This window comes from Pseudomonas sp. Irchel s3a12 (assembly GCF_900187485.1).
GTDB lineage: Bacteria > Pseudomonadota > Gammaproteobacteria > Pseudomonadales > Pseudomonadaceae > Aquipseudomonas > Aquipseudomonas neuropathica.
This window is the reverse complement of record NZ_FYDN01000018.1, coordinates 87,897-111,671: the sequence shown is the minus strand read 5'-3', so window position 1 is coordinate 111,671 and position 23,775 is coordinate 87,897. Positions and strand designations below refer to the sequence as shown.

Sequence of the window (23,775 nt, the reverse complement as noted above, 5' to 3'; positions counted from 1 at the left end):
TTTCAAGGGACATTGAAATGCAGCGAATTCTGATTGAAAACCTGACGACGATCATCGTCGACCTGCCGACCATTCGCCCGCACAAACTGGCGATGCACACGATGCAGAAGCAGACTCTGGTGATTCTGCGACTGCGCTGCAGCGATGGTATTGAAGGCATCGGCGAAGCGACCACCATCGGCGGTGTCGCTTACGGTTATGAAAGCCCGGAAAGCATCAAAGCCAATATCGATGCGCATCTGGCGCCGGCGCTGGTGGGTATGGACGCCAACAACATCAACGCGGCGATGCAGCGGCTCGACAAGATCGCCAAGGGCAATACTTTCGCCAAGTCCGGCATCGAAAGTGCACTGCTCGATGCGCAAGGCAAGCGCCTCGGTCTGCCGGTCAGCGAGTTGCTCGGCGGCCGCGTGCGAGACAGCCTTGAAGTGGCCTGGACCTTGGCCAGCGGCGACACCGCCCGCGACATTGCCGAAGCCGAGCAGATGCTCGAAGCACGTCGCCATCGCATCTTCAAATTGAAAATCGGCGCCAACCCGCTGGAGCAGGATCTCAAGCACGTCGTGGCGATCAAAAAAGCCTTGGGCGAGCGCGCCAGTGTGCGGGTCGACGTCAACCAGTATTGGGATGAATCCCAAGCGATTCGCGGCTGTCAGGTGCTCGGTGACAACGGTATCGACCTGATTGAACAGCCGATTTCGCGGGTCAACCGCTCCGGGCAGATTCGCCTGAATCAGCGCAGCCCGGCGCCGATCATGGCCGACGAATCGATCGAAAGCGTCGAGGATGCTTTCAGCCTCGCCGCCGACGGCGCCGCCAGTGTGTTCGCCCTGAAAATCGCCAAGAACGGTGGTCCGCGTGCCGTGCTCAGAACCGCGCAGATCGCCGAAGCCGCCGGCATTGCGCTGTATGGCGGCACCATGCTCGAAGGCTCCATCGGCACGCTGGCCTCGGCGCACGCCTTCCTCACGCTCAAGCAACTGACCTGGGACACCGAACTGTTCGGCCCGTTGTTGCTGACCGAAGACATCGTCACCGAAACGCCGCAGTACCGCGATTTCCACTTGCACATTCCGCGAACTCCAGGCCTGGGCCTGACGCTGGACGAAGAGCGTCTGGCGCGTTTTCGTCGCCACTGAATCAGGAGAGTGACCATGCTGTTCCACGTAAAAATGACCGTGAAATTGCCCATCGATATGGACCCGTCGCTGGCCACCCGGCTCAAGGCTGACGAAAAGGAGCTGGCGCAACGGCTGCAACGCGAAGGCGTCTGGCGGCACCTGTGGCGCATCGCCGGGCATTACGCCAATTACAGCGTGTTTGATGTGCCGAGCGTCGAGGCCCTGCACGACACGCTGATGCGCTTGCCGTTGTTTCCCTACATGGACATCGAGGTTGACGGCCTCTGTCGGCATCCGTCGTCGATCCATACAGACGATCGCTGATCCATGGTTTCGAATCCATCCCTGAACACTGTGGGAGCTGGCTTGCCAGCGATAGCAATACACCAGCCGCCATCAATGCTGGATGACACACCGCAATCGCTGGCAAGCCAGCTCCCACAGGGAAGGTTGTCTGTCCTGAAGATTCGCGAGAACCACACAACAACAAGATGAGGTAACCACCATGACCGTGAAAATTGCCCACACCGCCGAGTTGCAAGCCTTCTTCAAAGAAGCCGCCGGTTTCGCCAACGACGAGGGTAACTCCCGGCTGAAAACCATCGTCCTGCGCATCTTGCAGGACAGCGCGAAAATCATCGAAGACCTCGACATCAGCGAGGACGAGTTCTGGAAAGCGGTCGACTATCTCAACCGTCTGGGCGCTCGTTCGGAGGCGGGATTACTGGTCGCCGGCCTTGGCATCGAGCACTTCCTCGACCTGTTGCAGGACGCCAAGGATGCACAGATCGGCTTGACCGGCGGCACACCACGCACCATCGAAGGCCCGCTGTACGTTGCCGGCGCGCCGCTGTGTGAAGGCGAGTGCCGCATGGATGACGGCAGCGAGGAGGGTGCCGCCACCGTCATGCACCTCGAAGGCCAGGTGTTCGATCTGCATGGCCAGCCGCTGGCCGGTGCCACCGTTGATCTGTGGCACGCCAACACCAAGGGCACTTACTCGTTTTTCGACCCGAGCCAGTCCGAGTACAACTTGCGTCGACGCATCATTACCGACGCCGAAGGCCGTTACCGCGCTCGCAGCATCGTGCCGTCCGGTTATGGCTGCGACCCGCAAGGGCCGACCCAGGAATGCCTGAACCAGCTCGGCCGCCATGGCCAGCGCCCGGCCCATGTGCATTTCTTTATCAGCGCGCCGGGGCATCGGCATCTGACCACGCAGATCAATCTTTCGGGTGATCAATACCTGTGGGATGACTTCGCCTACGCGACCCGTGAAGGCTTGGTCGGGGAGGTGGTGTTTGGTGAGGATGCAGCGTCGGGGCGTTATGCCGAGCTGAAGTTCGACTTCCAGTTGCAGCAGGCGCCGGACGCCAGTGCCGAACAACGCAGCCAACGGCCGCGTGCGCTGCAAGACGCTTGATACCGAGTCGTCAGTGCCCCTCACCCTAGCCCTCTCCCAGAGGGAGAGGGGACTGACCGCGTTGTTGTTAAGCATCACGCCGACCTGAACAGTTTGTGTCGAATCCATAACCGACTCGGTCGTTCAGGTCGATGTATCGCGATAGACACCTCGGTCGGCTCCCTCTCCCTCGGGAGAGGGCTGGGGTGAGGGGAACTGGTCAAGGTGATCTTCAACGCTACGCCGGCCTGAGCGATCTTCGCCGAATCCAACCCGGTTGTTCAGGTCGCCGTATACCGCAAGACAACCCGGTCGGCTCCCTCTCCCTCTGGGAGAGGGCTGGGGTGAGGGGAAAAGAGGCCTAAGGTAATGCGAAAAAGATATTGGCTACGTATTTTTAAGATCGTTTAGTTTTGTCTCAACGACGAATCAAAACGCATCAAACCGATAGACCCCCGATTGCCATGACGGCACACGCTGAATCGATCACAGGTTTTTCAGGTTTGATTCACACGGGAGTGAATCATGCCGCATACCCTCGATATCACCGCATTACCGACGCTGGACCTGTCGCTGTTCGAAGGCACGGCGCAACAGCGCTACGAATTTCTCGAAAACCTGCGCCACGCCGCCCGCGACGTCGGCTTCTTCTACCTGACGGGCCACGGCATCGACAGTGACTTGCTCAAGCAAGTACAAGCCCACGCCCGGCAGTTCTTCGCCTTGCCCGACAGCGAAAAAACCGCCGTTGGCATGATCAATTCACCGCACTTTCGCGGTTACAACCGTGCCGCCTCGGAGATCACCCGTGGCCAGCCCGATCTGCGCGAGCAGTTTGATCTGGGTGCCGAGCGCGAGGCGTTGCCATTGACGGCGGGCAGCCCGTTCTGGGCGAGGCTGCAAGGCCCCAACCAATGGCCGACGGCACTGCCGGAACTGAAACCGTTGCTGCTGGAATGGCAGGAGGCGATGACGCGGATGTCGTTGCGCCTGCTGCGTGCGTTCGCTCAGGCGTTGTCGCTGCGCGCCGATGCGTTCGATCAACTCTACGGCGACAAACCCAACGAACACATCAAGTTGATGCGCTATCCCGGCCAGTCCAGCGAGTCGAGCCACCAGGGTGTCGGCGCGCACAAGGATTCCGGTTTCCTCAGCTTCCTGCTGCAAGACCAGCAGGCCGGGCTGCAGGTCGAGATCGAAGAGGGGCGCTGGATCGACGCGTTGCCGCGTGAGAACACCCTGGTGGTGAACATCGGCGAACTGCTCGAACTGGCCAGCAACGGTTATCTGCGGGCCACGGTGCACCGAGTCGTGTCGCCGCCGGAGGGCAGTGAGCGTCTGTCTGTCGCGTTCTTCCTCGGTGCGCAACTGGATGCCGTGGTGCCGCTGTATCCGCTGCCCACCGCACTGTTGCGCGAGGCGCGCGGGCCGGCGAGTGATCCGCTCAATCCGCTGTTTCGCGATGTCGGCTGGAACTACCTCAAGGGTCGTTTGCGCTCGCATCCCGATGTCGCGCAGCGCTTCTACGCCGATGCGTTGCTGCCACCACCGCCCGTTCGTAAATCCGCCTGACTCAACCACCGCTCAAGGACTCCGCACATGATCAAGAAAGCAGGTTTGACCCTGGCCGTGCTCGGCGCGCTGGTGACGTCGTTCGGTGCGCAGGCGCTTGAGCCGCTGCGCGTGGCTGCCGACCCGGTGCCCCACGCGCAGATTCTGGCGTACATCCAGAAGATCGATCCGCAGCTGAACCTCAAAGTCATCGAGATCCCCAACGGCGTGAACTCCAACGAGCTGTTGGTGCACGGTGACGTCGACGCCAATTACTTCCAGCACCTGCCGTACCTGAAATCCCAGGAAAAGGCCCTCGGCGAGAAACTGGCGGTGGCGGCCACGGTGCATATCGAACCCTTGGGCATTTACTCGCACCGGCACAAAAGCTTCGCCGACGTGCCGGTAAAAGGCACCGTCGCCGTGCCCAACAACGTCACCAATCTGAGCCGCGCGCTGTACCTGTTGCAGGACAACGGCCTGATCAAACTCAAATCCGGCTTCAACGACCCGGCGGCGGACCAGGCAACGCCCAAGGACATCGCCGAGAACCCGAAACAGCTGAAGATCCTGGAAATCGAATCACCGCAGATTCCGCGCTCGTTGGACGACGTCGATCTGGCCGTGATCAACGGCAACTACGCGCTCGACGCAGGTTTGGTGCCGGCCAAGGATGCCTTGGGTCTGGAGAAAGCCGAGCACAACCCCTACGCCAACATTCTGGTGACCACGCCGAAGCTGGAGCACGACCCGCGTATCGCGCAACTGGCCAAGGACCTGACGTCGCCCGAGGTCGCCAAATACATCACCGATAACTTCGCCGGTTCAGTGATTCCGGTGGCGGGCAGCAAGCCATGATCGCCGTCGAGCAGTTGAGCAAGACTTATCCTTCGGCCGCGCAACCGGCACTCGATCAGGTCTCGCTGAGCATTCCCGACGGTGCGGTCTACGGGATTCTCGGGCGTAGCGGGGCGGGCAAGTCGACGCTGCTGCGTTGCCTCAACCTGCTCGAACGGCCAGACAGCGGACGGATCCTGATTGACGGTGTGGATCTGCTGAAGCAGTCCGACAGTGACTTGCGCAAACAACGCCAGCGCATCGGCATGATCTTCCAGGGCTTCAACCTGCTGCATTCGCGCACGGTATTCGACAACATCGCGGTGCCGCTGGAGATTGCCAATGTCGGCAAACCGTGGCGCCACGTGCGGGTTCGCGAGCTGTTGGAACTGGTCGGTTTGAGTGACAAGGCGCAGGCCTTTCCCTCGCAATTGTCCGGCGGCCAGAAACAGCGCGTCGGGATTGCCCGCGCCCTGGCCGCAGAGCCGGCGTACCTGCTTTCGGATGAAGCCACCAGTGCACTCGATCCGGAAACCACCGAATCGATCCTGCAATTGCTTCGCGACATCAATCGGCAACTGGGCGTGACCATCGTGCTGATCACCCATGAACTGGAGGTGGTCAAGTCGATCTGCGACCACGCCGCTTTCATGGCCAACGGACGTCTGGTCGAAGCCGGGCCGGTGCCACGGCTGCTGGCCGATCCGCAATCCCAGCTGGGCGCTTCGCTGCGGCCGACCTGCGGCTTGCCGCTGGGCCACGCTGAGCCAGGCCTGAGTTTTCTCAAACAATACGGCGTACGGGCTGCGCACTCATGAACCGTACGGTCAATTGGGATGAAATCCTGCAACTGGTGTTCAACGCCACCGGTGAAACCCTGTACATGGTCCTGCTCGCGGGGCTGTTCACGCTGCTGATCGGCTTGCCGTTAGGCGTGTTGCTGTTTATCAGTCGTCGCGACGGACTGTTGCCGATGCCACGCCTGAATGCCGTGCTGGGTGGCGTGGTCAACCTCGGCCGTTCACTGCCATTCGTGGTGATGCTGATTGCCCTGATCCCGCTGACGCGGCTGGTGGTCGGCACAACGCTGGGCAGCACCGCCGCCGTGGTGCCGATCACCATCGGTGCGTTTCCGTTCTTCGCGCGCATCGTCGAAAACGCTCTGGACGAAGTCGACAAGGGTCGCATCGAAGCGATCCTCGCCATGGGCGGCGACATCGGTCATGTGATCTTCAAAGTGTTGTTGCCCGAAGCGCTGCCGGCGTTGCTGGCCGGGATCACCTTGACGCTGGTGATGCTCATCGGTTTTTCCTCGATGGCCGGGGTGATCGGCGGTGGCGGGCTCGGTGATCTGGCGATCCGTTACGGCTATCAGCGGTTCAACAATGAAGTGATGGTTGCCACGGTGGTGGTGTTGGTGATCCTCGTTCAGGGCGTGCAAAGCCTGGGTGATCGATTGGTTCGTTCGCTGGCGCATCGCCGCTAAGGATTTGTATGAGTGTGCCGGTCGCTGTAGTTCGCGAGCCACTGATTCGTGTGCGTGAGTTGAGCAAAATGTTTGGTGCGAGTCGGGCGCTGGATGCCGTCAGCCTGGACATCTATCCCGCCGAAGTGGTGGCGCTGCTCGGTGCCAATGGCGCGGGCAAGTCGACTCTGGTGAAGATCCTCGCGGGCAGCCAGACTGCCGACGCTGGCGAGATCTGGCTGGAGGGCGCGCCACGGCATTTCAGTTCGCCGCTGTCGGCGCGGCGCTTCGGTATTGTCGCGGTGCATCAACAGATCAACGAGGGCATCGCACCGGGTTTGAGTGTCGCGGAAAACCTCCTGCTCGATGAACTGTGCAAGCCGGACGCGAACTTCTGGCTCAATCGCAAACACCTGCTGGAGCGCGCCGCAAGCATTGCCGCCGGGCTGGGTTTGACTTTGCCGCTGGAGCAACCGATCGAGCATCTCGGTCAGGCCGAACGGCAATTGGTGGTGCTCGCTCGAGCCTTGGCGTTGCAGCCGCGCCTGCTGATTCTGGATGAGCCGACAGCAGCACTTTCCGATGCCGAAGCGCAGCGCTTGTTTGGTTTGATCGACACCTTGCGCACTCGCGGCGTGGCGATTCTGTACATCTCCCATCGACTCTCCGACCTGCAGCGCGTGGCGGATCGCGCCGTCGTTCTGCGCGATGGCCAGTTCGCGGGCGAGTTCACGGCACGGCAATTACCCGACGCGGTGAGCGCCATGCTCGGGCAGGCGCTGGCCGAGCATGTTTACCTGCCACGCGTGGCCGGGCGCGAAGTGTTGAAACTCAACGCCATGCAAATTCTGCCGCGCTCCGCCGCGTTCGATCTGAGCCTGCACGAGAATGAAGTGGTGGTGCTGACCGGGCTGTTGGGTGCCGGTAAAAGTGAAATCGCCGAGGTGCTGTTCGGCCTGCGTAAAGCGACCTCGGGCCGCGTGCAACTGGATGGTGCTGACTGGCGTGCGGACTCACCGCGCCAGGCCATCCAAAGCGGGGTTTTCTTCGCGGCCGAAGATCGCGCCAGTCGATCGCTGGTACCCGATTTCACTTTGCGTCGCACCCTGACTTTGCCGTTTCTCGAGCGCTTTACCCGCGGCGGTTTCATCCGCAACCGCGCCGAAGCGGCAGCGGTCGAGGCACAAGTGGCGGCGCTGGGGATCAAGACTGCCGGCATCGATGTGCCGATGACCGCGTTATCGGGCGGCAATCAACAGAAAGTCGTGCTCGGCCGCTGGCTGCTCGGCGAAGGGCGGGTATTGATCCTTGATGAACCCTTTCAAGGCGTCGACGTGCGCGCCCGCCGCGACATCGGCCAACTGCTGCGCGACAGCGCCGAGGGGCGCGCGACTTTAGTGATTTGCGCCGACGTCGATGAAGCCCTGGAAATTGCCGACCGCATTCTGCTGGTGCGCGATCACGCCGTGGTCGCCGAGTACCCGCGTGCCGGCCTCAATCGTGCCGATCTGGTCGCCGCACTGGCCGGCAGCGACGTGACCGAACATTCCCCTCAAGCCACGCCAAGGAGCAGAGCGAGTGCCTGATTCAAGTTCGCTGTTATCGACCGAGCCGGCACGTGCCGAACGTCTGCTGCACGGGTTGATCCGCTACGGCCTGTTGTGGTTGCTGGCGCTGATCGTGGTGTTTTTCAGTGTGGCCGAGCCGGCATTTCTGCGCGTCGGCAACCTGTTCAGCATCCTGCAATCGGTGTCGATTGTTGCGCTGCTGGCGCTGGGCGTGACGCTGACCATGGCGGTCGGCGGTCTCGATCTGTCGATTGGCGCGGTGGCGGCGATGAGCCTGATGATCGCCAGTTACGTGATGGTCGTGCTCGGCTGGGGCGCGTTGCCGGCGGTGTTGATCAGTCTGGCGGGCGGTGCGTTGGTCGGCCTGCTCAACGGTTGGCTGATCGTCAAACTGCGGGTGCCGGACATTCTCGCGACGCTGGGCAGCATGTTTCTGGTAATCGGCGTGCAACTTATTCCCACGGGCGGACGCTCGATTGCGGTGGGCATGACCTTGCCCAGCGGTGAGGAAACTGAAGGTACGTTCAGTGCCGCATTTCTTGCGCTGGGGCGTGGGCGATTGTGGGAGGTGGTGCCGATTCCGGTGTTGATCACGGCGGTGGTTGCGGTGGCGGTGTGGCTGTTTCTCGAACGTACGCGCATTGGTCGTTTGTTCTATGCCATCGGCGGCAACGAGCAAGCCGCACGACTGGCCGGTGCACCGGTGCAGCGCTTCAAGTTATTGGCTTACGTGCTCTCGGCGTTGCTCGCATCGCTCGGCGGATTGTTGCTGGCAGCGCGCCTGGGTCGCGGCGACGTCAGTTCGGGCAACGGTCTGGTGCTGGATGCCCTCGGCGCAGCGCTGATCGGTTTTGCCGTACTCGGCGCGAAGAAGCCCAACGCCTTTGGCACCCTGGTCGGTGCGCTGCTGGTGGCGGCGCTGCTCAATGGCCTGACCATGCTCAACGCGCCGTATTACACACAGGATTTCGTCAAGGGACTGGTGCTGGTGCTGGCCCTGATGTTCACCTTCGGCCTCGCGCATCGGGCGCGTTGAGCCGCTTTATTCAAGGAAGTTGCATGCACGGTTCAATCACACAGTTCGCCCGTCATTGCCTCGCCGGCGCGTTGCTTTCGGCGATGGCACTGAGCGCTCAGGCCAAAGCCTTGCCCGGCGCACCCGCACCGTTCGACAAAGGTCAGGTGCAGATCGCGCTGGTGGGGTATTTGTTCTCCGGGGACTTCCCCGAGGCGTATTTGCGCGGCGTCGAAAAACAGACCGAAGCGCTGGGGGCCAACCTGCGGATATTCGATGCCCGGCAGCAAGCGGCGAGTCAGGGCGAGATGATCGATCAGGCGGTCGATCTCGGCGTCGACGGCATCATCGTCCAACTCGGTTTGGCCGAAACCCTGAAAGCACCGATCGATCGGGCGATCGCCAAAGGCATCAAGGTCGTCGCCTTCGATGTCGATCTGAACACCCCGCAAGTGACCCAGGTCGAGCAGGATCACCATGCGCTGGCGCGTCTGGCCCTCGATCAAGCCGTCAAGGACAACGGCACGAAGTTCGATGCCGGCTATGTGTACATCAGTGGTTTTACGCCAATGGAGCGCCGCGATGAGATCTGGAGTCAGGTCAAGAAAGCCAATCCGGGAATCGTCGAGAAGGCACGCTTTGGCACACTGAATCCGCCGATTGCCAACTCCGTGGCGGATCAGGCCAGCGCCGTGCTTCGAGCCAATCCAGGCATCAGCGTGATCTTTGCACCGTTCGATGAGTTCGCCAAAGGCGCAAAAATCGCCGTCGACGAAGCGGGGCTGGCGAGTAAGGTGAAGATCTACAGCGCCGATATTTCCACCGCCGATATTCAGATCATGAAAGAGTCGGACAGCGCCTGGGCGGCGACGGCGGCGGTCAATCCGCAAGTGGCCGGGGCAATCAGTGTGCGCAGTCTGGCGATGTTGATTGCCGGGGAAAATCCGGGGCATCAGGTGCTGGTGCCGCCGACGCTGATTACCCGTCAGCAGTTGCTGGATCTGGATGTGAAGAACGTTCGAGATCTGGCGCAGAAGCTACCGAGTTTTGGTGATACCGCGAATGTCGCACGGGCGTCGTGGATTCCGGTGGCCAACTAGATCCTCCTACCGACAACGATCCCCTGTAGGAGCGAGCCTGCTCGCGATAGCGGATTTGAATCCAACATTGTTGCCGGCTGATTCACCGCTATCGCGAGCAGGCGAAGGCCTACAGGAGATTGGGGGCACCCTTGAAAATGGAGTGACTATGCACAACAAAGCCTCACGCTTACGCAAAAGCCGTTCGCCGAAAGCCGATCCGGCTCTTGGTAAACGACTACCCCCAGGCCAGGTACTGACGGAGCGATTTCCGATCCTGCACGAAGGCGAAATACCGAAATACGACCTCGCCAACTGGTCGCTACGCCTGTCCGGCACGCTCGCCCAGCCAATCGAATTACGTTACGCCGATCTGCAGGCATTGCCGCAACGAAAACTGCGCTGCGACATACATTGCGTGACACGCTGGTCGAAGTTCGACACCAAATGGAGCGGGGTGCATCTGCAGGATCTGTTGCAGGCGTTCGATCTCCAGCCGACTTCGGCGTTCGTCATGGCCCACGCCGACCACGATTACCAGACCAACTTGCGACTTGATGATCTGTTGCACCCGGGCAGTCTGCTGGCCACCCATTACGCCGGCCAACCGCTGACCGCACAACATGGCTGGCCGCTACGGCTGGTGGTGGCGGGGCGGTATTTCTGGAAGAGCGCGAAGTGGCTGCGTGGGCTTGAATTCGTTGAGCAGGAACAACCCGGGTTCTGGGAGCAGAACGGCTTTCATCTGCACGCCGATCCGTTTGCCGAACAGCGATTCAGTGGTGATGAACTGGATATTGCCGAGGATGCCTGGCTGGAAAAAGCGTTCGATTGAGTAATGCCCGACGCAGATCAAAACTGTAGGAGTGAGCCCGCTCGCGATAGCGGAGTATCAGTAAAAAAGTTGTCAGCTGACACACCGCTATCGCGAGCAGGCTCACTCCTACAGGGATCCTGCATTTCAATCTAAAAAATTTAGTTTTAGTTGGTTAAAGTGTTGGCTCAGCAACACTTTTGTTGAACTAAGAACAATCCTTTAGAGCGATCTAACCTAAGCGTTATTGGTTCTTTTACGGCCCGCAGCCGCTCGTCTAGCATCGAGTTTCAAGGGGAAACGACTCACGCTGGGGAAACTGCAACTCACCGTAAAAAAGCCTTCACTGCCTTCCAGAAATCCAAAACTACAGCAGACATTGCCGCGCATTGCTTGCCGAACTTTATTGTCGGCAACGGCCGGGTATTAACTGCGATTCAAGGAGCTGTTATATGCATTACCGTTCCCGTTCATTACTGGCGGCTGCTGTCGTGTCCGCTATCTGGCAACTTCCGGTCAACGCCGAAGAAACTTCGGCAAGTGCCGACAGCGAATCCCGACTTGGCACCGTGTTGGTCACCGGCACCCGTGGCACTTCACGCACCGTGCTCGATTCGCCGGTGCCAGTCGATGTGCTCACCGCCGAAGACCTCAAATCCGCCGGCGCCGCTGATGGTGAACTGGGCGCGGCGTTGCAGACGCTGTTGCCGTCCTTCAGCCTGCCGCGCCAATCCAACTCCGGCGGCGCCGACCACGTGCGCGCGGCGCAACTGCGTGGCATGAGCCCGGATCAGGTGCTGGTACTGGTCAACGGCAAGCGTCGCCATACGTCAGCGGTGGTCAACGACTCGTCGAAGATCGGGCGTGGTACCGCACCCGTGGATTTCAACTCGATCCCGCTCAGCGCGATCAAACGCATCGAAGTGCTGCGTGACGGCGCCGGGGCGCAGTACGGCTCCGACGCGATTGCCGGGGTGATCAACATCATTCTCGACGACGCGCCCGAGGGCGGCGAAGTGTCGACCAGTTATGGCGCTTATCACACCCATCAAGACGCCATCGACAAGACCACCACCGACGGCCAGAACAGCGTGACCACGGCGAAGATCGGCACGCGTTTGGGCGAGGAGGGCGGGTTTATTCGTGGCGGCACCGAATACAAGGATCGCAACCCGACCAACCGCGCCGGTTTTGACGGCTTTGCCGATACCCCCGGCCAGCGCAACTATGTGATGGGCGACGGCGTAGCGCGGGACGTCAACCTTTGGTTCAACAGCGAATTGCCGCTGGCCGGCGGCAAGGCCTACAGCTTCGGCACCTACAATCAGCGCCACACCACCGGCGCCGAGTTCTATCGCTACCCGTCCGAACAGCCGCAGTTCTACCCCAACGGCTACTTGCCGCAATCGCTCGGCGACAACAAAGACATCTCCGCCACCGCCGGTTTCAAAGGCCTGATCGGTGACGAGTGGGACTTCGACAGCAGCGTCACCCACGGTCGCAACCGCTTCGATGGCTCGACCCGGCGCACGCTTAACGTCAGCCTCGGCGAAGACTCACCGACGAAGTTCGATACCGGCGATTATGAGCTGCGCCAGACCACCAGCAACCTCGACTTCAGCCGTGAACTGCGCCTCGGCGAGCGCTCGTTCGTACTCGCGGTTGGCGGCGAATACCGCTACGAAAACTACCTGACCTACGCCGGTGACGAGGCCTCCTACATCGGCTCCGGAGCCGACGGCGCCAATGGCCTGCGCCCGAGCGAAGAGTCGGATCTGGATCGCAACGTGTTCGGGACTTACGCCGAGTTGTCCGGCGATCTCACCGACCGCTTCTTCGTCGACGCCGCTACCCGCTGGGAGCATTACGACGATGCCGGCAGCAAACTGACGGGCAAGCTCAGTGGTCGCTACAAACTCACCGAGCAATGGGCCTTGCGCGGTGCGGTATCGAACAACTTCCGTGCACCGTCACTGGCCCAGAGTGGCTTCCAGAACACCACCAGCAACTTTGGCGATGGCGGCACGCTGACCGACATCCGCGTGCTCTCGGTCAACGACCCGATCGCCCGCGCACTCGGCGCCGAGAAGCTTGATCCGGAAACCTCGAAGAACTTCAGCCTCGGCCTGACTTTCCAGTTGAACGAACGCTTCGATGCATCCCTGGACGTGTTCCGCATCGACGTCAAAGACCGCATCACCCTGTCACAACGCATTGGCAGCGATGCCCTCGAAAACTACATCAACGACAACTTCGGCGTTGCTGGCGTGCACGACGTCAACTTCTTCACCAACGCCGCCGACACCAGCACCCACGGCGCCGAACTGGTGCTCAACTACCACCAGCCGTTCTACGAAGGGCAACTGGGCCTGACCACCGCGTACACCTACAACCACACCAAAGTCACCAGCACCAAAGCCACGCCGTCGCAACTGACGGCGCTGGGTATTGGCAATGACGCCCTCGTTGGTGTCGAGGAAACCAACACCCTGACCGACGCGGCGCCAAAGGATCGTTTCATCTTTTCCGCCAACTGGGCCAGCGAACACTGGGGCCTGCTTGGAAGATTGACGCGCCAGGGCGAGACCACCCGTGTCTTCGATTTCGGCGATTCGCAACCGGAGCAAACCTACGGCGCTGTGTGGCAGCTGGACGCCGAGGTGGCCTACAAATTCACGCCGAAATTCAACATTGCCGTGGGCGGCAACAACCTCACCGACAACTACCCGGAACGTTCCGGTTCGGCGATCAACTACGGTGGTAACCTGCCATACGACGTGCTCTCGCCAATCGGCACCAACGGCGCCTACTACTACGCCCGCGCTACCTATGGTTTCTAACGCGGGACCGGGGCGGCATCTACCGGTGTTTCAGGCGTTGCTGATCACGCTGGGCATGGTGATCACCACCGACATCCTGAAAACCGCGCCGACCGTCGCCCTCAACGTCGGGCCAGAGCATTTCTATCTGGTGTGGGGGCTGGGCGGTGTCGCGTCGATGATTGGCGCACTGTGTTTTGCCGAGATGGCCACGGCGTTTCCGCACCCGGGCGGCGATTATCACTTTCTGCGCACGGCGTATGGCGAGCGCATGGGATTCCTGTTCGCCTGGTCGCGGTTTTCGGTGATGCACACCGGGTGGATAGCGTTGTCGGCGTTCATGTTTGCCGATTACGTCAACGCGGTGGTGCCGCTGGGGCAGTACGGTTCGGGGCTGTTTGCCGGGGCGGTGATTGCCGCGTTGGTGCTGCTTAATCTCACTGGCAAGCACATTGGTTTTATTACCCAGACCTTGTTGGTGGGGCTGTTGGCGCTGGGCTTTTTGAGCATCGCCAGTGCCGGTGTTTTTCTGGCCTGGCAAGGTATCGAAGCGCCTGCGCCGAGTCTTGCGCCCGTCGCGCAAAACACCGGTATGGCCGGGTTTTCGGCGGCGATGATTTTCGTCTTTCTGGCGTTCGGCGGCTGGAGCGATGCGGCAACATTATCGGCAGAGGTTCGCGATGGTCGACGAGGGATTTTCATTGCCATGCTCGGTGCGCTGAGCGTGTTGATGGCGATCTATCTGGCGCTCAATTGGGCGTTCGTTCAGGGCTTGGGATTCGCTGGACTGGCCGCCAGCAATGCACCGGCGGTTGAGTTGTTGAACCGTGCTTTCGGTGCACCGGGTGTCATGCTGATTTTGCTGATGGTCGGTATCGCCGCGATCGCGACCATCAACTCGACCCTGCTGGTCGGCGCTCGCACCACTTACGCTGCTGCGCGCGATGTGCCACAACTGCGCAGCTTCGGCGCCTGGGATGACCGCCATGGTGTACCGCGCAAAGCGTTACTGGCGGAAGGAGCGGTGGCATTGTTGCTGGTGCTGTTTGGCAGTTTTACTCAGAGCGGCTTCAACACTATGGTCGAGTACCTGACCCCGGTTTATTGGCTGTTTCTGAGTTTGAGCAGCGTAGCGCTGATCATCCTGCGACGGCGCTTTCCCGAGGTGCCGAGGCCGGTGAAGGTGCCGTTGTATCCGCTGTTGCCGCTGCTGTTCTTCGGGTTGTGCCTGTACATGCTGTATTCCAGCGTGACGGTGGTGGGGTTTGGGGCGTTTTTGGGGATTGCGGTGTTGCTGGTTGGTGCCGTGCTATTGGCCGGGTTGAGCCGTTTAAAAGCGAACCCTCATCGGAAACGCCGCCCGCCCAGCCCTCTCCCGGAGGGAGAGGGGGCCGACCGAGGTGTCTTGGGGGATACATCGACCTGAAAGACCGAATCGATTATGGGCTCAGTGAAGCAAAAACAGGCTGGGGTCGATTACGGATTCAGTGGTGCAAGTTCAGGCTGATTCGATTACGGATTCAGTGAGCCATGCTCAGGTCGGCGTAAATCTCCAATATCCCCGGATCGGTTCCCTCTCCCTCTGGGAGAGGGTTAGGGTGAGGGGCTTCTGATTCTAGAAGGACACCTCCGCCGGCTGCGACAACCGCAGCACCGACAAGTCCCCCGTAATACGCTTGTAAGCCAGGCGAATCGCTTCAATGTTGCCCGCATTCTTCGGGCTGTTCTCATGCAAGATCACAATCACCTTGGTGCTCAAGCGTTCAGGCTCTTTCGCACCCTTATCCCGCCACTGCCCATAAGCATCGAACACACTGAAACCATCAGGAAATCGCGACGTCACCTCCTGATCAAGAAACTCGCGCCAGCGCGCCGGGCTGACTGCACCGTCCTTGCCATCGATCGAACCAACGGAGAAGTACAACTCGGTGCGAATCCACTGCGCCTGCGCCGGCCGCGAAATATCACCTTGCAAGGTCGAACTGGTGGGATCATGGGTGTGAACGGACGCAGGAGGAGGGCTGGCACAACCGGCGACGGCGACGAACAGCGCCGCCAGTAGAAAACGTCGAGGCATGGAACATCCTTATTGAACGATGAGTAAACCGCTCGAGTATAAGGTTGCCGTCTGACCGCCCATAAAGACCTAAAAAGCAGGCATTTAGGCGCTTCCGGAATAACCCTTCACCGCGCAAAAATTGTGGGAGCGAGCCTGCTCGCGAAAGCGATTTTTCAGACAGCGAAAATATTCCATGCCAGAGCCTTACCGATTCATTACGCACTCGCCGGCGGTTTCGCCAACGCAATCTCTGCCGCACCCAGCCGCTTGAGAATCTCGAACAGCAAATCACTTTTGGTCACCCCGACAATCCTCGGGCTAGCCACGTACCCGGTCACCGTCAAAGTAATTCCGTCAGGCGACAATTTGCTGAAGCGCACGAACGGTGCCGGTTTATCGAGGATGGTTTCGTTCTCCCGATACGTGTTGAGCAACAGGTCTTTCACCTCTTCAGGATCGATATCCAGCGGGAACACCAGTTCCAGTGACGCCACGCCTTGCGCGCTGCCGCCCAGGGTGACATTGCGCAGGTTCTGCGAGATCAGTTGCGAATTGGGCACGATGACGATCGAGCGGTCGCTGAGCTGGATTTCCGTGGCGCGCACGTTGATGCGGCGGATGTCGCCTTCCACACCACTGATGCTGATCAGGTCGCCGACCTTCACCGGTCGTTCGGTGAGCAGAATCAGCCCCGAGACAAAGTTCTTCACGATCTCTTGCAAACCGAAGCCGATACCCACCGACAGCGCACTGACGATCCACGCCAGATTAGTCCACTGCACGCCCAGCGACGACAGCGTCAGCAGAATCACGAAGGCGTAACCGATGTTGGAAAACAGCGTGCTCAACGAGGCACACATGCCCGGGTCCATGTCGGTCCTGGGCAGGAACTCGTTGTCGAGCCAGCGACTCAGGGCACGGATCAGCCAGATGCCGATCATCAGCGCCAGCACGGCATTGAGCAGGTGGCCGGGGACGATGTTCAGCTTGCGCAACCCGGCGCCGCCAAGGATCGCCATGATGTTGCTCGCCAGTTGCCCGAGCGTGGTGCCGATGCCACCGACAAACAGAGCGATCACCGCCAGCAGCATCAGTGCGGCCCGACTGAAGCCGGACAGCAGGATCGAGATCTGATCGAGGCGGCGATCACCGATGCCCAATAACTGTTTGAGCGCTTTACCGCTGGCGTGCCGTGGCGAAAAAACGTGCTCGCAGACGTCCTTGATCAACTGGATCAGCAGGTAGAAACCCGACAAGACAATGTACGCCCACACCAGCTCATAACTGATGAACCGCGCCAGCGACACATAGCCGGCGAGCAGGGCAATCGCCGAGACAAACATCGAGACGCTGGCAAGGGTGTAAATCACCCCGGCAAACGTACTGTTCGCCGCTGCCGCATCATTGGCCGCGACCAGCGCCTTGCGCACCTTGCCGACGCGCAACAACAGGACCGTCACGATCGCCAGCACAACGATCGAAATGACCCCGCGCCCGGCAATCACGATCTGGCTGCTCATGCCGGTGGCATTGCTCACCTGCACCAGCGTCACCAGCACCAATAACGTGCAGGACAGGATGCGCGGGTAGGGCCTGAGCGCCAGCGCCACCTGATCGGCAATCGCCGGCAGGCGCCACGAGGGATGTTCGGTCGACAGCAGCGCGCGGCTCAACCCGGTTAGCAGCACGCACGCATACACGACCTTTTCGAACTCTTCGGAGAAGGTTTCCAGCACTGGCGGCAAAGGTTGATGACGGGTGCAGGCGTAGAACAGTAATTGCAGGGCAATGGCGGTGGTGGCGATGGTCGCCAGCGCCGAGGCGAACGCCAGCGCACTGCGGCGCAGACGTCCCTCGGGCATGCGGTAAATGCACACCCAGGTCAGACCGCGTTCGGCCAGCCGGCGGCCGAAGGTCCAGATGATCAGTGCCAGCGCCATCAACATACTGGTGTAGATGCGTTCGCCTGGTGCCCACACGGTGGCCCAAGTGTCGCGCACCTGCGCGACGAAAAAGCGCAGACGCTGACGATCATCCTCGGTCGGACTCACCAGTGGCGACCAGAAACTGGGGCTCAGCACGCTGTCAGTGCCCAGCGTCAGCTCACTTTCCAGCAGTGTGCGGCGTATCCCGGCGATCTGCGTAATCAGATCCGCCGCGCTCTGCTTCAGCGCCGCCAGGCTCTTCAATGTGCCGTCGACCTTGCTCTTCTGCTCGGCCAACGACGCCCGTTGCGCGACGATGTCTGCCTGCTCTTCCGCTAGATCGGCATCCGGCGCGGCCCCCAGCACCCCCAACTGCACTGCCAGTTGCGCCTGCTGCGGCAACAACGCCGCCGACAACCGATCGACATCCAGAATGAACGCCTGCACCCGATCCTGCGGGCCTTCGAGCTGGTTGTAATTGTTCGCTGCGGAAATCTGTTGCTTGAGGCCGTCGAGGCGTTGTTGCAGCGCCTGCAGTTCGCTTTGCGAAATCACCGGCAGCGGCGCGGCGGCGGTGGTTGCCGGCGCCGGCAAGTCGGCGGCCCATAGCGTCGGACTGCCGCCAACCGCCAGCATGAATGCGAAAAAAAACAACGACTTCAATGTGTTGCGCATGGGTGAGGCGGCTCGAATGGATCACACAGTCTATGAGGTTAGGTGATCGAGGCGATTGGCGCGCAAAAGTTTCCCGCAGAGCAGGGCCGGTGAGCAGAACTTGCAGACGCAAAAAGCCCGACGGGAGGTCGGGCCTTTATTCGGTGACGGCGGTAAAGCGCTGCACTCAGACGGCGCGGCGTTCGAGCAAACGGTCGGAACCCCCTTCGGCAACGGCATCGCTGAACAGCGGGTCGGTTTCGGTGGCGGCGGCAACGGCATCGCTGAACAGCGGATCAGTCTGGGTGGCGGCGGCTACTGCGTCGCTGAACAGCGGATCGGTTTGAGTCGCGGGAGCGGCAACAGCATTCAGGGCGAACAATGAGAAAGCGATGCTGAGAAGGGCTTGGCGTTTCATGAGTGTGTGCTCCGTGATGTAGTGGTGGGGTCTGGAGCCGATGTTACGCCGCGCATTTGATAAGAGAACTTCATTGAATCAATGGTTGTTATTGATGCGGTTAATGGCTGTGCTTTGTGAAGGCGCAACCCTGCACTCAGTCATAGCCGATCTTGACCTGCGCACTGATCAGCTCGGCCAGCATCCGTACAGGTTCGGTGAAGGTCTGGCGCGATCGGTGCACCAGCCCGATATCACGGTGGAACGTGTGCTGACCGAGGTCGAGCACCCGGACGCCGGCAGGCCAGGCAAAGCCGGGCGCCGTCTGCGGCACCAGCGCCACGCCGACACCGTTTTCGACCAGTTTGATAATTGCCTCCAGTTCATCCAGCTCGCAGACCTCGTGCAGGGTGAAATGCATCTGCCGTAAAAAGCGGTCGACCTGCCTGCCGCCGAAAGAGGAGCGGTCATATCGTATAAACGGCTGGCTACAAAGTAATTGGCTCCAGTCATCGCCCGGCACATCGCGTGGCACGATCAACCGGTAAGGCTCCAGCGCCAGCGTGGTCCAGCGCAGATCACTTTGCAGTGAGAAGGGTGGGCGGATGATCACGGCCATGTCAATCTCGCCAGCATCCACCAGATTGACCAGTTCCATCGACAACCCCGGAACGATCCGGGATCTGCACTGCGGGCAGTGCTGGTGAAACTTCGCGAGTGCATCGGGTAGATAAGAGCGCTGCACCGACGCAATGGCGCCGATGTTGACCAGCACGCTGGGCGGCAGCCCCACCGTTGTCGAGCCGAGGCTGTCGTAGAGCCTGAGCAGTTCTTGCGATTGCAGCAGTATCTGGTGGCCCATTCTGTTGAGGTGTGCCGAGCGCCCCTTTCGGTCGAAAAGCTCGAAGCCGAGTTCGGCTTCCAGGCGCTGGATCTGGGCGCTGACGGCAGCCTGCGTGAGTCCGATCCTGTTGCCGGCTGCAGCGAAAGTACCTTCGCGTGCTACGGCGATGAGTGTCTTCAGTTCTTTGATCATTCACAAATATTAATTGTGTTTCTAAGAAATATATATTGATTTTTATGTTTAGTTTTCCGCCCTAGGATGTTTCCCATCCCCCGGCAGCGGCTGAACCCAAGGCGCCGATGACGGCAGGAATGTTCACCAACCAACAAAAACATGATTGGAGTTTCTGATGAGCCTCTCGCCTTTTCACCTCGCTATCCCCGTTTACGATCTGGCTGCAGCGCGCACCTTTTACGGTGAAGTCTTTGGTCTTGAAGAAGGGCGCTCCAGTACTCAGTGGGTCGATTTCGACTTTTATGGCCACCAACTGGTGATTCATGAACACCCGAAAACCGCGTCCCAGGAAAGCGTTCACAGCAACCCGGTCGACGGTCACGACGTCCCTGTTCCGCACTTCGGCATCATTTTGGGATGGCAACAGTGGGAAGCATTGGCCGAACGTCTGAAGTCCTTTGGCACCGAGTTTGTGATCGAACCTTACATCCGCTTTCAAGGGCAGGTGGGTGAGCAGGCCACCATGTTCCTCTTTGATCCTTGCGGTAACGCCTTGGAGTTCAAGGCGTTCAAGGATATGAGCCAGCTCTTCGCCAAGTGACAACCGTCATGGCACAACCCGGTTGTGCCATTTGGTCCCTAGTGAGCTGGAAGCTCATGACTCTAGCAACTGCCGCTGACGCAGACCTTTCCTTCCAACAAAAAGGCTAGACATGAAACGTATTCCCCTGGTGTGGCAAATCGTTGCCGGGCTGTTGCTTGGCGTGCTCGTCGGTTGGTATTTCAATACCCATCCGCAATATCAAACGTGGGTCAGCACGGAGATCCTTAAGCCCCTCGGTGACATCTTTATCAAGATGATGAAGATGGTGGTTGTACCGATTGTCTTCTGTTGCATGATTCTGGGCATCGCTGGCGGTGGCGATAACAAGTCGTTTGGCCGCATGGGCATCAAGTCGCTGGGTTATTTCTTTGCTATTACCGCGCTGGCCATTGTCATCGGCTTGTGTTTTGCAAACCTCTTTGAACCGGGTAGCGGCACCGATATTTCCGGCCTGTCGCATGGCACGGCATCGATCAACATGGAGCCCTCGAAAGGCGCGCTGGTGATCGTGCAGAACATCGTGCCGGACAATGTTCTGGTGGCGATGTCGGAAGCGAAATTGCTCTCGGTACTGTTCTTCGCCGTGCTGTTCGGCCTCGCCCTGAATGCGCTGCCAAGAGAAAAAAGTGCGCCAGCCATCGCGGTGGTTCAGAGCATTTCCGATGCGATGTTCAAAGTGGTCTCTATTGTCATGGCCTACGCGCCGGTTGGTGTCTTCGGCATGATTGGCGCCACGGTCGCGACCTTTGGTTTTGCCTCGCTGTTGCCATTGCTCAAGTTGATCGGCGTGGTTTACCTGGCGCTGGTGGTCTTTGCATTGGTGATACTCGGTGGCATTTGCTACTTGATTGGGGAGAACATTTTCAAATTGATTCGCTACTTCCGCAGTGAATTGATTCTGGCGTTCTCAAGTGCCGCATCCGCCGCCGTCATGCCGCAGTTGATGAGCCGTTTGGAGCGCTACGGTGTACCGCGGCGGATCGTCAGTTTCGTGGTGCCGGTGGGTTATGCATTCAATCTGGACGGCGCTTCGATTTTCCTCGGTGTCGCGACGATCTTTGTGGCGCAGCTCTATGGCATCGACCTGTCACTGTCGCAGCAGATCCTGCTGGTGGTGACGATGGTACTGACGTCGAAAGGCGCGGCGGGGGTGCCCGGGTTTGCCATCATCATCCTCTCCGCTACGTTGGCTTCGGCCGGTCTGCCCCTGGAGGGCGTGGCATTGATCGCGGGTATTTTCAGGATCATCGACAGCGGTACGACCACGCTGAACGTATTGGGCAATGCCATCGCACCGCTGGTGATTGCCAAGTGGGAAAGAGCCGCGCTTGAACCGTCAGGTGTTCATCCCGCTGCCGAAGTGTGAGCCTTCAAGCGTCGGCCCCTCACGTTTGAAACCGCACCGATAACGAGTGCACGCCCGCTGGCGCAGGGGCGTTTTTTTTGGGTTGCTTTACTAGACGACCGGTCTATTGAATAGGAGTGCTTATGATTGATAACGCTGTTGATACCGACCTTTTTTCGCCCATGCAGATGGGCGCGCTGCAATTGGCCAATCGAATTGTCATGGCCCCCGTGACGCGCAGCCGGATGGCCGACGACGGCGTACCGAATGAAATGCATGCGACTTACTACGCTCAGCGTGCGAGTGCAGGTTTGATTATCGCCGAGGCGACGAACATTTCCGCTCAGGGACGTGGCTATGCGATGACGCCGGGCATCTGGTCGCAAGCGCAGGTCGCCGGGTGGAAACAAGTCACCGATGCGGTGCACGCGGCCGGCGGAAAAATCGTCTGCCAGCTGTGGCACGTCGGGCGTTTTTCCAGTGTCGAGTTGCAGCCCAATGGCGAAGCGCCGGTCGCACCCTCGGCCATCAAGGCTGAGGGCAGCACGTATACCGAGAAAGGTTTTGTCGAGGTATCGATGCCTCGCGCGCTTGAGACCGCGGAAACTCCCGGAATCATCGAGCAGTACAAACTCGCCGCCGAGAATGCCAGGCAAGCCGGGTTCGATGGCGTCGAAGTGCATTCGGCCAACAGTTATCTGCTCGACCAGTTTCTGCGTGATTCGACCAATCAGCGCACGGACCTCTATGGCGGCTCCATCGAGAACCGTGCCCGGCTGACGCTGGAAGTGACGGAAGCGGTGGCGTCCATCTGGGGCAGCGACCGTGTCGGTATCCGCCTGTCTCCGGTGACGCCCGATGCCGGCAATACGCCGCCCGACAGCAACGTCATGGCGACTTACGGCTACCTGATCCAGCAACTCAATCGATTCAATCTGGCCTACCTGCATTTCGTCGAAGGCGCCACCGCCACTTCTCGCAGCGTTCCTGCGGGCGTGGATCTCGACGCGCTGAGTGCGCAGTTCGACGGCGCGTTCATTGGCAACAACAACTATGACCTGGCGATGGCGCTTGAGCGTCGGGCGCAGGGCCGTATCGATGCGGTGGCGTTTGGGCGTTTGTTTATTGCCAACCCCGACCTGGTCGAGCGCTTACGCCATGGTCTCGAACTGACCATTGCCCCGCGTGAGAGTTACTACGGCGGTGGCGCGAAAGGCTACATCGATTGGCCAACCGCTAACGCCTGAATGGCAACCCTGACACCGACCGGGCGCAATCGCATTCACTGCAAAGAGGAACGAAACATGAATTATCTACACAACAAAGTCGCCATCGTCACCGGTGCATCTTCCGGTATCGGCGCGGCCACGACGCGTGCGCTGGCGGCACAAGGGGTTCGTGTGGTTGTCGCTGCGCTGGACGAAAAGGGCTTACAGGCTTTCGTCGCCGAGTTGCGTGAGGGCGGCCATGACGTGGTCGCTTTTACTGCTGATGTGACCCGGCTTGAGCAAACCAGAGCACTCGCCAGGTTCGCGCAGGACACCTATGGCGGTGTCGACATTCTGGTGAATAACGCCGGGCTGATGCTGTTCTCCAATTGGGTCGATCTGGTCGTGGAGGATTGGGAAAAGATGATCGACGTGAACATCAAGGGTTATCTCAACGCTACCGCGGCAGTGCTGCCTGTGATGCTGGAGCAGCGGTCCGGGCAGATCCTCAACATGGACTCGGTGGCCGGCCATCAGGTCGGGCCGGCGGCGGGTGTTTACAGCGCCACCAAATTTTTTGTGCAGGCCATGACCGAGTCCATGCGCAAGGAATTGGGCGTACAGCATGGCATCCGCGTCAACACGGTCAGCCCCGGCGTTATCAATACCGGTTGGGCGGACAAGGTCAGTGATCCGCAAGGGCGCAAGGCCGCCCAGGAACTCAACCGCATCGCCATCGCGCCTGACGATGTTGCCCGGGCGGTGATATATGCGCTCAACCAGCCGGGAAACGTCACCGTCAACGACCTCATCATTTCGCCGACGCGCCAGGACTGGTGAGTGTTGGCTGCTCCAGCCGCCGGGTGCCAGCCTTGGCTTCCGGTGGCCTTTGTA

General features: G+C 60.0%; 21 protein-coding genes. 17 read left to right on the top strand and 4 right to left on the bottom strand.

Features of this window, described 5'->3' with window-relative positions; all coding sequences use genetic code 11:
• Nucleotides 1–17: 17 nt before the first annotated feature.
• From CKW14_RS26275 to CKW14_RS26215, 13 genes are all read left to right on the top strand, one after another.
• Nucleotides 18–1,139, top strand: coding sequence for a muconate cycloisomerase family protein (locus CKW14_RS26275; RefSeq protein WP_095126443.1), 1,122 nt, complete (start codon nt 18–20; stop codon nt 1,137–1,139).
• Between the two features lie 15 nt (nt 1,140–1,154).
• Nucleotides 1,155–1,445, top strand: a complete 291-nt coding sequence (gene catC, locus CKW14_RS26270) for a muconolactone Delta-isomerase (protein WP_095049868.1) — start codon at nt 1,155–1,157, stop codon at nt 1,443–1,445.
• Nucleotides 1,446–1,626: 181 nt separating this feature from the next.
• Nucleotides 1,627–2,544, top strand: coding sequence for a catechol 1,2-dioxygenase (gene catA / locus CKW14_RS26265; RefSeq protein ID WP_095049869.1), 918 nt, complete (start codon nt 1,627–1,629; stop codon nt 2,542–2,544).
• Nucleotides 2,545–3,048: 504 nt separating this feature from the next.
• Nucleotides 3,049–4,095 (top strand): isopenicillin N synthase family oxygenase, encoded by a 1,047-nt coding sequence (locus CKW14_RS26260; protein WP_095126442.1) that lies wholly within the window; start codon nt 3,049–3,051, stop codon nt 4,093–4,095.
• Between the two features lie 27 nt (nt 4,096–4,122).
• A complete protein-coding gene (locus tag CKW14_RS26255; protein WP_095049871.1) occupies nt 4,123–4,932 on the top strand; it encodes a MetQ/NlpA family ABC transporter substrate-binding protein in 810 nt (269 codons plus the stop codon).
• Complete coding sequence (locus CKW14_RS26250; RefSeq protein WP_095049872.1) at nt 4,929–5,729, top strand: methionine ABC transporter ATP-binding protein; 801 nt, start codon at nt 4,929–4,931, stop codon at nt 5,727–5,729. The genes CKW14_RS26255 and CKW14_RS26250 overlap by 4 nt, the downstream gene beginning before the upstream one ends.
• Nucleotides 5,726–6,397: a methionine ABC transporter permease gene (locus CKW14_RS26245; RefSeq protein WP_007950374.1), complete on the top strand. Its 672-nt coding sequence runs from the start codon at nt 5,726–5,728 to the stop codon at nt 6,395–6,397. Before CKW14_RS26250 ends, CKW14_RS26245 begins: the two co-directional genes overlap by 4 nt.
• Nucleotides 6,398–6,405: 8 nt before the next feature.
• A complete protein-coding gene (locus CKW14_RS26240; RefSeq protein ID WP_095126441.1) occupies nt 6,406–7,962 on the top strand; it encodes a sugar ABC transporter ATP-binding protein in 1,557 nt (518 codons plus the stop codon).
• A complete protein-coding gene (locus tag CKW14_RS26235) occupies nt 7,955–8,980 on the top strand; it encodes an ABC transporter permease (protein WP_095049874.1) in 1,026 nt (341 codons plus the stop codon). The genes CKW14_RS26240 and CKW14_RS26235 overlap by 8 nt, the downstream gene beginning before the upstream one ends.
• Before the next feature lie 23 nt (nt 8,981–9,003).
• The gene (locus CKW14_RS26230) at nt 9,004–10,059 is read left to right on the top strand and encodes a substrate-binding domain-containing protein (RefSeq protein WP_095049875.1); all 1,056 of its coding nucleotides are present in this window, start codon (nt 9,004–9,006) and stop codon (nt 10,057–10,059) included.
• A 148-nt stretch (nt 10,060–10,207) separates the two neighbouring features.
• Complete coding sequence (locus CKW14_RS26225; RefSeq protein ID WP_095126440.1) at nt 10,208–10,873, top strand: sulfite oxidase-like oxidoreductase; 666 nt, start codon at nt 10,208–10,210, stop codon at nt 10,871–10,873.
• A 431-nt stretch (nt 10,874–11,304) separates the two neighbouring features.
• Complete coding sequence (locus tag CKW14_RS26220; protein WP_095126439.1) at nt 11,305–13,692, top strand: TonB-dependent siderophore receptor; 2,388 nt, start codon at nt 11,305–11,307, stop codon at nt 13,690–13,692.
• Nucleotides 13,682–15,097 carry an APC family permease gene (locus tag CKW14_RS26215; RefSeq protein WP_095126438.1) on the top strand — a complete coding sequence of 472 codons (1,416 nt, stop codon included), beginning with the start codon at nt 13,682–13,684 and terminating at the stop codon, nt 15,095–15,097. Before CKW14_RS26220 ends, CKW14_RS26215 begins: the two co-directional genes overlap by 11 nt.
• 189 nt (nt 15,098–15,286) lie before the next feature.
• Here the strand turns inward: CKW14_RS26215 and CKW14_RS26210 are convergent, their stop codons facing one another.
• The 4 genes from CKW14_RS26210 to CKW14_RS26195 form a co-directional block, all read right to left on the bottom strand.
• Nucleotides 15,287–15,748 carry a DUF3574 domain-containing protein gene (locus CKW14_RS26210; RefSeq protein ID WP_095126437.1) on the bottom strand — a complete coding sequence of 154 codons (462 nt, stop codon included), beginning with the start codon at nt 15,746–15,748 and terminating at the stop codon, nt 15,287–15,289.
• A 197-nt stretch (nt 15,749–15,945) separates the two neighbouring features.
• The gene (locus CKW14_RS26205; RefSeq protein WP_095126436.1) at nt 15,946–18,330 is read right to left on the bottom strand and encodes a DUF3772 domain-containing protein; all 2,385 of its coding nucleotides are present in this window, start codon (nt 18,328–18,330) and stop codon (nt 15,946–15,948) included.
• Between the two features lie 166 nt (nt 18,331–18,496).
• The gene (locus CKW14_RS26200) at nt 18,497–18,727 is read right to left on the bottom strand and encodes a hypothetical protein (RefSeq protein ID WP_095049881.1); all 231 of its coding nucleotides are present in this window, start codon (nt 18,725–18,727) and stop codon (nt 18,497–18,499) included.
• A gap of 136 nt (nt 18,728–18,863) precedes the next feature.
• Complete coding sequence (locus CKW14_RS26195; protein WP_095049882.1) at nt 18,864–19,742, bottom strand: LysR family transcriptional regulator; 879 nt, start codon at nt 19,740–19,742, stop codon at nt 18,864–18,866.
• Between the two features lie 157 nt (nt 19,743–19,899).
• Between CKW14_RS26195 and CKW14_RS26190 the strand changes: the two genes are divergently transcribed.
• From CKW14_RS26190 to CKW14_RS26175, 4 genes are all read left to right on the top strand, one after another.
• On the top strand, nt 19,900–20,325 hold the full coding sequence (locus CKW14_RS26190) for a VOC family protein (protein ID WP_026000724.1): 426 nt from the start codon (nt 19,900–19,902) through the stop codon (nt 20,323–20,325).
• Between the two features lie 112 nt (nt 20,326–20,437).
• Entirely contained in the window at nt 20,438–21,694 is a 1,257-nt protein-coding gene (locus CKW14_RS26185; RefSeq protein WP_095049883.1) for a cation:dicarboxylate symporter family transporter, read from the top strand.
• Nucleotides 21,695–21,816: 122 nt separating this feature from the next.
• A complete protein-coding gene (locus CKW14_RS26180) occupies nt 21,817–22,920 on the top strand; it encodes an alkene reductase (RefSeq protein WP_095126435.1) in 1,104 nt (367 codons plus the stop codon).
• 57 nt (nt 22,921–22,977) lie between these two features.
• Entirely contained in the window at nt 22,978–23,721 is a 744-nt protein-coding gene (locus tag CKW14_RS26175) for an SDR family oxidoreductase (RefSeq protein WP_095126434.1), read from the top strand.
• The last annotated feature ends 54 nt before the right edge of the window (nt 23,722–23,775 follow it).

Bases quoted from the DNA above. Each gene is read 5' to 3' on its own strand.
- CKW14_RS26275 (WP_095126443.1), top strand. From the start codon at position 18: ATGCAGCGAATTCTGATTGAAAACCTGACGACGATCATCGTCGACCTG.
- catC (WP_095049868.1), top strand. From the start codon at position 1,155: ATGCTGTTCCACGTAAAAATGACCGTGAAATTGCCCATCGATATGGAC.
- catA (WP_095049869.1), top strand. From the start codon at position 1,627: ATGACCGTGAAAATTGCCCACACCGCCGAGTTGCAAGCCTTCTTCAAA.
- CKW14_RS26260 (WP_095126442.1), top strand. From the start codon at position 3,049: ATGCCGCATACCCTCGATATCACCGCATTACCGACGCTGGACCTGTCG.
- CKW14_RS26255 (WP_095049871.1), top strand. From the start codon at position 4,123: ATGATCAAGAAAGCAGGTTTGACCCTGGCCGTGCTCGGCGCGCTGGTG.
- CKW14_RS26250 (WP_095049872.1), top strand. From the start codon at position 4,929: ATGATCGCCGTCGAGCAGTTGAGCAAGACTTATCCTTCGGCCGCGCAA.
- CKW14_RS26245 (WP_007950374.1), top strand. From the start codon at position 5,726: ATGAACCGTACGGTCAATTGGGATGAAATCCTGCAACTGGTGTTCAAC.
- CKW14_RS26240 (WP_095126441.1), top strand. From the start codon at position 6,406: ATGAGTGTGCCGGTCGCTGTAGTTCGCGAGCCACTGATTCGTGTGCGT.
- CKW14_RS26230 (WP_095049875.1), top strand. From the start codon at position 9,004: ATGCACGGTTCAATCACACAGTTCGCCCGTCATTGCCTCGCCGGCGCG.
- CKW14_RS26225 (WP_095126440.1), top strand. From the start codon at position 10,208: ATGCACAACAAAGCCTCACGCTTACGCAAAAGCCGTTCGCCGAAAGCC.
- CKW14_RS26220 (WP_095126439.1), top strand. From the start codon at position 11,305: ATGCATTACCGTTCCCGTTCATTACTGGCGGCTGCTGTCGTGTCCGCT.
- CKW14_RS26215 (WP_095126438.1), top strand. From the start codon at position 13,682: ATGGTTTCTAACGCGGGACCGGGGCGGCATCTACCGGTGTTTCAGGCG.
- CKW14_RS26210 (WP_095126437.1), bottom strand. From the start codon at position 15,748: ATGCCTCGACGTTTTCTACTGGCGGCGCTGTTCGTCGCCGTCGCCGGT.
- CKW14_RS26205 (WP_095126436.1), bottom strand. From the start codon at position 18,330: ATGCGCAACACATTGAAGTCGTTGTTTTTTTTCGCATTCATGCTGGCG.
- CKW14_RS26200 (WP_095049881.1), bottom strand. From the start codon at position 18,727: ATGAAACGCCAAGCCCTTCTCAGCATCGCTTTCTCATTGTTCGCCCTG.
- CKW14_RS26195 (WP_095049882.1), bottom strand. From the start codon at position 19,742: ATGATCAAAGAACTGAAGACACTCATCGCCGTAGCACGCGAAGGTACT.
- CKW14_RS26190 (WP_026000724.1), top strand. From the start codon at position 19,900: ATGAGCCTCTCGCCTTTTCACCTCGCTATCCCCGTTTACGATCTGGCT.
- CKW14_RS26185 (WP_095049883.1), top strand. From the start codon at position 20,438: ATGAAACGTATTCCCCTGGTGTGGCAAATCGTTGCCGGGCTGTTGCTT.
- CKW14_RS26180 (WP_095126435.1), top strand. From the start codon at position 21,817: ATGATTGATAACGCTGTTGATACCGACCTTTTTTCGCCCATGCAGATG.
- CKW14_RS26175 (WP_095126434.1), top strand. From the start codon at position 22,978: ATGAATTATCTACACAACAAAGTCGCCATCGTCACCGGTGCATCTTCC.